The organism is Vibrio sp. L3-7, assembly GCF_963898195.1.
GTDB lineage: Bacteria > Pseudomonadota > Gammaproteobacteria > Enterobacterales > Vibrionaceae > Vibrio > Vibrio echinoideorum.
The window spans coordinates 1-9,003 of sequence record NZ_CAWQUW010000043.1; the positions used below are offsets into that span (position 1 = coordinate 1).

A 9,003-nucleotide genomic window follows, 5' to 3' on the forward strand; every position below is an offset into this window, starting at 1 on the left:
CATCTTAATGTCAAAATGAATCAACATTACAAATTTTGGAGCGATACATCGGGTTCGAACCGATGACCTCAACCTTGGCAAGGTTGCGCTCTACCAACTGAGCTAGTATCGCATTTTCATTCTTCTATTCATCCCTTCGCATAAACAAAAAGAAGAAAGAGAATGGAGGCGCCTCCCGGAGTCGAACCGAGGTCCACGGATTTGCAATCCGCTGCATAGCCACTCTGCCAAGGCGCCTTTTTACATCAACACTTTGGAAAGCCTAGTAAGGCACCCCGCTGTGTTCGGGTGCCTACTTTACGGATTGAAGGAGGATAGTCAAACAAAAAAGTGAATTTAAATTCCGTTTGCCGACATTTAAATCAAATTGCTGCATGTTCGATCTCTTGAGTCAAAAAACATACAGCAAAAGGGATTCAATCAGCGTAATCGAACACTACCACTTCTTCATAAAACGACCGACTAAACTTGGGTGATAAGCCCAACAATGGTCAAACATGGTCATAAGTTGCGGGTTGCCGTATTTAGAAAGGCTTACCGCATGGAAACGGTTTTTGTGTTCTTTGAGCTTTTCTACTTGGGCAATCATTTCATCTGATTGTTTTGGCGCGATAAAATCGGATAGCACGATCAAATCTGCATTCTTGTATTTATCACCCGTCATCAAATCAATCGACTTCATGAGAACCGGTTCTAAATCGGTACCGCCGTGGAACGAGTAGCTTAAGAAGTCACTAGCTTCACGCAAACCATCTTGCCTTGTTAACTCATAGGTGATCTGCTCAGAAGAGAACAGAATCACGTAACAGTCTCTCTCTTCCGCAAGAGCAATTTGCATCAACGCATAAGCCATTGCTTTGGCCGATTGCTCTGGGAAGCCACTCATTGAACCTGAGGCATCCACGCAGACGATGAACGGCCCTTTTTCAATATCGATGTTCTTGCTATCTGGCTTTTGCGCTTTAACTTTACGTAACGTACGAGATTTACCTTGTGAGCGATAGCTCAACAGGCGCTTGTCCGCCAAGTGTTTGTAAAAGATAACTTCAAGTTCAGGGTAAGCTAAAAACATGGTTTCGTTTGGAAGCATCTTGTTTAGATCGTCGCTTTCATGAATCCCCACGATATCGTCGACCGCTTCATCACTTTTCTCTTCCACCATCTGCAGTTCTTCTACAGGTGCTTTGTGTAGAGAAGGATCATCTTCCTCACCTGCCATTCGACCTAGTTTTTCAGCTATTTCTTGTAAACCTTTGTGCTTGTTCAAAAACTCGGCATGACGCTTCATTACCGTTAAGTCAGTTTTACTGAGCTTAGCCGATGCCATATCCCACAAGCGTCCTACGCTGCCTTCATCACCAGATTCCGTCACTTTATCCATGTTTTTCATGGTTTCCATGCGCTGATATAAGTCGGCGAGTACCTTTTCTTTACTGGTTTCAAGCTCGATCACTTGAGCTTGCTTGATTGCATCAGAAAGTGATTGATACCACTGGTCGCAGAAATAATGAGGGAACATTGCGTTGTAAACGCCCTTGTTATGTTCCATTAGACGTCTTGCTTGTAGGTAAAATGCAGAGTGCCACTCCAGTTTTTTGATGACACTGTCTATGTCATCAAAAAACTGGGACTCATTCCAATAAATAACTTCTTGATAGAGCGCAAGTTCCTCTTGGAACCTATCGGTCTCACACACTTTGGTCACGCGTTTTTTCACTTTCCCGCGCCATTTGACCAAGTGATTTTTTACCGACGTCTTCACGCCTTTGTTTTCAGCTGCCATCATAACTTGAGATCGAGCGATGAGATCATTCATCGCCGTATCAATAATGCCTGAGTCAGCAACCATTAAAGCAAGGTTTAAGCCGTCTGCTCCTAACATACTCGTCTCCCTTACTCGAAGTACTGACTCATAAACTTAATACGTTGGGCGATTTTACTGCTCTTCACTTTTGTTGTTTCGAGATCTTGCGTTACCGCTTGTAAGCTTGACTCCATCGCTTTTGGTAGTTCAGGGTCGATGTAGCTATGAGGTAGTGCATCGTGGAACTCGGTGCGGACTCTCTTTAACTTGAACTCAGCTTCAGTCAACTGTTCTAGTGCTCTCTCCGCGCCACTTAACCACTTGTTGTACAATTCTTGGTCCAATCCATCGGATGTCACGACACTCACCAGTACAGAACGATTGGCGATATCTTTAATAACCAACTGGTTTGAAGCATCGAGATCCAGTTTTAAACGGCACAGGTTTTTGTTTTCGTTAACGTAACCATAAATATCACCATGGCCTTCTTTTAGCACACGGTCGAAGTCATCCTTAGCTACGTATACCCAACGGCTATCGCCTTTCTCTGATTCAGAAACTGACATGTTGCTTTGAAGCAATACCAACTTCACTAGGTTGTATGCACTGCCAACGCTGTACATCTTCGAGTTCTTGATATCGTTTTGATAAACGTCTTTACGCAGCAAACCGCTGGTTGACTCCATCGACAACGATACAGACAACGTCGATTCGACATCGTCTTGAATTTCTTCTAACTCTTCACGTGACATATCGATCTGAGCTTTCGACTCTTGTTGGTCAAACGCTCGATTCAATGCAAAGTCTTTTACAACACTACGAACCACATCACGCGATTCTGGGCTATGCCATAAACAATCTTGCAGTAGCATAATATCCAATGGATTCACGCTATCTCGACCACTGAAGAACGCACTCGCTTTCAATAGCTTAACGGCTTTTTTCCAACGTCTGTCCGAAACGTACAACTCAGTCTCTGCAGATGAACCTTGTTTCTTGACCGTCTCTTCAAGCATGGTTTTAAGTTCAAACAGCTTGTCAAACGAGTTATCAGTCAGTTCCAACTTATCGAGTTCTTTCTGCCATTGATGGTATTCAATATCAGTAATCGCTAAGCCTTTTGGAATAACCGCCTCTTGAGATGTGCCAGTAGTCAGCATCGATTTGAAGTTTTGTTTGTTTTGAATACGGTTTACAAACACGCGAACCAGCATTCGGTCATACAGTGCTTCTAAGCCACTGTCTTCATCTGGAAGTTCGTTTGATGCAGACACTAACAAACGCATTGGCACGCGTTCAATTTCACTGCCATTTTTGAATGTTTTTTCGTTGACCACAGTCAGCAACGTATTAAGGATCGCAGGGCCGGCTTTCCAGATCTCATCAAGGAATACGACTTGTGCTGTTGGTAAGTAACCTTCGGTCAATCTTACATAGCGACCGTTGTCTTTTAATTCTTGAATGCTTAATGGGCCAAACACTTCCTCTGGTGTAGAGAAACGCGTCATCAAATATTCGAAATAACTACTGTTGTCAAAAGCCTGAATGAGGCGTTTTGCGATAAGGCTTTTTGCAATACCTGGAGGGCCCAATAAAAACACACTTTCGCCAGCCAGAGCAGCCAGTAAACATAGCTTAATCGTGTCTTCTCTTTCATAGACACCATCAGACAGAGCATGCGCTAATTTATTGATTCTTTCAGAGAGTAGCGCCTTGTCAGCATGTGAGGAAATAGAAGGGTTCATGCGTTACTCCGAAAATCTTTGAACAGTTGAGAGTGTAGATATGTTTTTATACATTTGTTAGCACTTTGTTACAAGTGTATTTTATTATTGAGTTGTATTTATATCAGATGGTTACGGTCGTAATTTTGGCGCAATCATAGATTCCAAATATGAGAGTAACCTCACGATCGGTGTGAAACTAAATCTATAGCTAAGCCTAAATTTTCTTTTATTTTCGACACCATAGACGTTAAGGTGGTGCACGTCTTCAGTTATCGACAAATTGGCAAGGAATGTGGCCAGACTGCATGAGTAAAGTTATCCATCAATGGAAAAGTATTTCTCTCATAGAAGAGAACGTGACGCTCCCTACGAACGTCGTGGTAAAACATACAACAATACACCACCCTGGCGCGGCAGTTATTCTACCAATCACTTCGTCTGGAAAGATTATCCTCATTAACCAATTCCGCCCTTCGCTTAAAAAGTGGTTGTTAGAGCTACCCGCAGGAACGATGGAAGTTAATGAGACACCACTTGAGTGCGCGCAACGCGAACTCGAAGAAGAGACAGGCTACAGTGCTTGCTCGTTCCAAAGTTTGGGTCAAGTTACCCCACTCGCAGGGTTCTGCGATGAAATACAATATTTGTTCGTTGCAAAAGACCTCAACCACACAACTCGCTTCGAGTGTGATGAAGATGAAGTAATAGAAGTCATCGAGCTTAGCTTAGAAGAATTGCACGATAAAATACGATACGATCAAATTACCGATACAAAAACCATCGCTTGTTTAAGCAAAGCACAACTATGTGGCTATTTATAAGACTCTAGGAGAGAAATATGGACTTTCGTTCTGATACCGTAACCAAGCCTTCACAAGCTATGCGTGATGTAATGGCAAACGCAGATGTAGGTGACGATGTCTACGGAGATGACCCTACCGTAAACGGTCTAGAGCAATGGGCTGCAACTGAGACAGGCTTTGAAGCTGCAATGTTCACTTCTTCAGGCACTCAAGCCAACTTACTTGGCCTCATGGCTCACTGTGAGCGTGGTGACGAGTATCTGTGTGGCCAACAAGCTCACAACTACAAATACGAAGCCGGCGGCGCTGCTGTTTTAGGTTCGATTCAGCCTCAGCCAATCGAGAACAACCCAGACGGCACGTTAGATTTTAAAAAACTTGCAGCTGCGATTAAGCCAGACGACAGCCACTTTGCGCGTACTAAGCTTCTGAGCTTAGAAAATACGATTAATGGTAAAGTGCTGCCAATGTCTTACTTAGCTGAGGCTCGTGATTTCGTAAACCAACATGGTCTACAAATGCATTTAGATGGCGCACGTGTTTACAACGCTGCTATCGCTTTAGATGTCCACGTAAAAGAAATCGCACAGCACTTCGACTCAATGACGATTTGTTTATCGAAAGGTTTAGGCGCTCCGGTCGGTTCGCTACTATTGGGCAACAAAGAGTACATCGCTAAAGCCCGTCGTCTCCGTAAGATGGTTGGTGGCGGTATGCGTCAAGCAGGTATTCTTGCTGCTGCAGGTAAAATGGCGCTGACTGAAAACGTTGCTCAACTAAAAGTTGACCACGAGAACGCGAAAAACCTAGCAATTGGCCTAAGTAAACTAGAAGGTTTCTCTGTTAATCCTGATTTCATTCAAACTAACATCGTGTTTGCTAAGTTAGATGAATCTGTGGATATTAACCGAATCGCACGAGAGTTAGGCGAACAAGGCATTACGATGTCACCGAGTAATCCTGTTCGGTTTGTTACTCACCGTGATATTAACGCGGAAGACATTGCTCGCTTCCTTATCGCTATAGAGAAGTCGCTATAAATTCGTAACACCAGATCGATTGAACGCACTGACGACTAAGCACAGTATTGCTACAAAATGACCATTAATACTATTTCGCATTAATGGTCTTTTTTGATTTCTATTACCCATTTCATTAAACACTCTATTTGCTCACCCGTATTAAATATACTTCTACCTAATTACCCACCAATATACACTTTAACTATCAATCACATCAATTCAATAACTCTGCGTTATTGCCATTAACTGACCATTATAGATACCCTTTCTTTCAAATATCTCAATCAATATTCTTATGCAATCTGGACCGAGTAAATCCAATAACATCGATTGGTTAAATAGCTACCCTAGCGATCAAAGAATTTACCTTGCTGAAGTTTACATTAGCGTAATGCAAGAAGACTTAGAGCAACTAAGGGATACAAAGCCTGAGCACGCAAAAATCTTGCAAATCATGCACCGAATAAAGGGGGGCCTTTCTTCAATCGGACACCTCCCACTAGAGCAACTCATTAAAGTGGAAGAGCAAGATTTGAAAGCTGGAAATAACAATGTCGAACAGACAAATCTCAATACTATTAAATTAATCTCACACGGTGTCGAGTCAATTGAAGATTGGCTTAATATTAATAGCGTAGGAAATTAATTGAATCATTGTAGGATTTTTCTTGTTTTCACTCTCAGATATTTTTAGCTATTTCCGTTTTGTTACAATTAGCTAAATTTAGTCAACAGTTAAAATAATGAATAACGATATAAAAAAATATACGGTACTGGTTGCAGACGACTCTCGACTCGTTACAAGCAGTGTAACCACAATTTTGCGCCAAATCGGTTTTGAATCCATATCTTATGCATACAAACCTTTCGATGTTATTCATCAATGCCGCCAGAACTCGTTTGACATTATAATCTGTGACTACAACTTCCAAACCCAATTGACGGGCTACCAACTGCTGGAAGAACTCAAACACGCTCGAATTTTAAAATCGACGACGGTTTTTATGTTCCTTACTGGTGAAAATGATTACAACGTCGTGCGATCTATCGTGGATTCAGATCCTGACGACTACCTGCTTAAACCTTTTAATAAACAGTTCTTTATTAAACGGATATTTTCATCCTTAAATCGCAAAGTGGTCCTCGCGCCGATCTTTGAGAAGTTAACTGAATTCGATTTTGCTGGTGTTGTGCGTGAGTGCGACGAGCTTCAGCCATTTCACCCTGAATACTCTAAACTTATCCGAAAGTACAAAGCCTCTGCCTTGCTAAAAAGTAAGCAGTTTAATAAAGCTCAAGAAGAGTATGAAAGCTTACTCGAAGAAGATGACTTGGACTGGATTAAAACCGGCCTAGCGAGCACGCTCATTGAAACAGACCAAGTGGATGAAGCCAAAGAAATCCTCAGCTTAGTAAAATCCAGAAAAAACAACCCATACTTTCACGACGAAATGTCGAACATATACTCGATTGAAGAAGACCTGCCCAACGCGATAGATCATTTGAAACAGTCAGCGATGTTACTTGATGCGGGCGCACATCGTGAATTGGTGATTGCGAATTTATCTATCGCTGCTGGGGCTTATCAAGACTCTTTCACTTATATGAAAAGGTATTACGAGAAGAACATTAATACCTTTCGTGGCGGGTTTTATACAAAGATTAACTACATGCGTACTTTTCTCTATAAACAAACACTTGGAGGTTCAATAAACCTCTTTGAAAGGCAGCTTGTTTCATATAATTCGATTCTCAATGATATCGGTAAAACGCCAGAGCTTATTCTTCAGGATAAACTTATCTCTGCGCACATTGGATTGATCAAAGGTGATCTAAAAACGGCAACGCTAAGTATCAAATAAGCTCTCAATTATACCTCTGAGTTTCATTTTTATGATTTCTACCACCTTTGCTTCTTATTGGAACAATGCTCATTTTTAAGCGAAACACCGACATTCGTAGCAAGGTTGGAAGACAGCATTAATAAAGACCAACACCCGAGTATTATTCGGAGCCAAATTCATATGCTCAATGGCTTTAAAGAACGCTTGCAAACATCACAGCAACAGTTAAGTAATATCAGAAAAGAAATGATACTCATGAAATCATCGGACCGTCTAACAAAAGACAAACAGCTCGATTACTATCTCGATATTCATAATCTTTTGCCGCATTCAAAAAAGACATGTTTGGCAATTATCAAGCTTTCAGCCTTGCTCACCACTCCCTATGAAGGTAAACACGATATTCGTATCAAAATAAACAAGTGCAACGACGTATTGGTCAACTTATATACTAAAGAAGAGTTGAACAGTCTAAATTACAACCAAATACTGTATAAAGCACGAGGTCGCGCTACCTATTAGTTACGTTATCTTTGTAAGTAGTAACGCGCATCCTTTGTAAATACCAGATTTTCAAAATGTTAAAATGTCATTTTCACCCTAACCTCTATATTTTCACATAAAATTATCGCTTATCACAATCTTAGAACTCAAAGAGACAGGACGTCAGATAGCAATAACGTAGGTGACTTATGACAAATCAGAACGTTCTAATCATAGATGAACAACCTCTTTACCGAGAAGCACTTGCCGAGTTGATCATGGACTCGCTAAATGTTGAAGATCTCTATAAAACTACCGATACCGACAAGGTACTGAAGCTAGTAAAAAGCCAGAGCATTGATTTGATTGTTATCGATGTGACGTTAACAAACAACGATGGTATGAACCTTGCGAAGATAATCAAGGCGCACGGTTACGAAGGAAAGTTATTATTTGTCTCTTCTTTAGATAACTCAAGCTTGTCTGAGGTAGCTCTATCATTGGGTGCCAACGGGTTTCTTAGTAAAAACGAAAGCCATGAATCCATTCGCTTCGCCCTATCAAATATTATGAAAGGATACTCGTTGTTCAAATCGGATCAAAAGAACAGTAGCAAAAGCACCAAGCTATCCAATAAAGAAGTGATCGTTTTCCAGTATCTGATTCAAGGATACTCGAACAAGCTTATCTCAGAAAAACTGTCTCTAAGTGCCAAGACTATCAGCACTTATAAAACGAGAATTCTAAGTAAGTACCGAGCCAAATCGATCGTCGAACTGGTTCAACTTAACAGTACTATTTAACCAGTTAGCTTCTTGCCCAATATTGATGCCTTACAACGCGATTAACGTGTTCAAGCTATTGAGCTATTAAGCTATTAAGCTATTAAGCTAAGTTTAAGTTCTTTTCAATCACGCTAATGAGTAGTTGGTGAAGTGCGTTGTTACGGTGTGTCTGTTTAATATATGTCGCAATTTTTGGGCGTCCAGTCGAATAGTAAGATTCCGGAATCTCAATAAATTTAAAACCATCTATCGATTGACCAAAATTCATCATCATAGTCGCACATCTACGTCGCTTTAATAATCTAAGCAAAAGGCCAATATCCCCGACAGTTACCTTAGATTCAATCTGATAACCTTTCTTCTCTAAGATCATTCGCACAACTTGCTTAGGTCCTTTCCAGCCTTTAAGGGCTTTGTTGCGTAATTAAATTTAGAGATAGAGCCACCCCGTTTCGCGTATTTCTTAGTCAATACGACAAGTTTCAGGCATACCTAACCCAATAAGCTTGTTCAACGCTTTTATCATCGCGTAAGT

General features: G+C 41.1%; 8 protein-coding genes and 2 tRNA genes. 6 read left to right on the forward strand and 4 right to left on the reverse strand.

Features of this window, described 5'->3' with window-relative positions; all coding sequences use genetic code 11:
• Positions 1–36: 36 nt before the first annotated feature.
• From AACW75_RS19990 to AACW75_RS20005, 4 genes are all read right to left on the reverse strand, one after another.
• Positions 37–112: transfer RNA gene (locus AACW75_RS19990), tRNA-Gly, on the reverse strand.
• Between the two features lie 51 nt (positions 113–163).
• Positions 164–237 (reverse strand) — tRNA-Cys (locus AACW75_RS19995).
• A 199-nt stretch (positions 238–436) separates the two neighbouring features.
• A complete protein-coding gene (gene viaA, locus AACW75_RS20000) occupies positions 437–1,882 on the reverse strand; it encodes an ATPase RavA stimulator ViaA (protein WP_017076023.1) in 1,446 nt (481 codons plus the stop codon).
• Between the two features lie 11 nt (positions 1,883–1,893).
• A complete protein-coding gene (locus AACW75_RS20005; protein WP_237297933.1) occupies positions 1,894–3,549 on the reverse strand; it encodes an ATPase RavA domain-containing protein in 1,656 nt (551 codons plus the stop codon).
• A 287-nt stretch (positions 3,550–3,836) separates the two neighbouring features.
• On the opposite strand from AACW75_RS20005, the gene AACW75_RS20010 reads away from it, so the two are divergent.
• From AACW75_RS20010 to AACW75_RS20035, 6 genes are all read left to right on the forward strand, one after another.
• Positions 3,837–4,352, forward strand: coding sequence for an NUDIX hydrolase (locus tag AACW75_RS20010; RefSeq protein ID WP_237297934.1), 516 nt, complete (start codon positions 3,837–3,839; stop codon positions 4,350–4,352).
• A gap of 17 nt (positions 4,353–4,369) precedes the next feature.
• Positions 4,370–5,374, forward strand: coding sequence for a low-specificity L-threonine aldolase (gene ltaE, locus AACW75_RS20015; protein ID WP_237297935.1), 1,005 nt, complete (start codon positions 4,370–4,372; stop codon positions 5,372–5,374).
• 277 nt (positions 5,375–5,651) lie between these two features.
• A complete protein-coding gene (locus tag AACW75_RS20020; RefSeq protein WP_237297936.1) occupies positions 5,652–6,002 on the forward strand; it encodes an Hpt domain-containing protein in 351 nt (116 codons plus the stop codon).
• Positions 6,003–6,099: 97 nt separating this feature from the next.
• Positions 6,100–7,218 (forward strand): response regulator, encoded by a 1,119-nt coding sequence (locus tag AACW75_RS20025; RefSeq protein WP_237297937.1) that lies wholly within the window; start codon positions 6,100–6,102, stop codon positions 7,216–7,218.
• 105 nt (positions 7,219–7,323) lie between these two features.
• Entirely contained in the window at positions 7,324–7,722 is a 399-nt protein-coding gene (locus tag AACW75_RS20030; RefSeq protein ID WP_237297938.1) for a hypothetical protein, read from the forward strand.
• 170 nt (positions 7,723–7,892) lie between these two features.
• The gene (locus tag AACW75_RS20035; RefSeq protein ID WP_237297939.1) at positions 7,893–8,486 is read left to right on the forward strand and encodes a response regulator transcription factor; all 594 of its coding nucleotides are present in this window, start codon (positions 7,893–7,895) and stop codon (positions 8,484–8,486) included.
• Positions 8,487–9,003 lie beyond the last annotated feature (517 nt).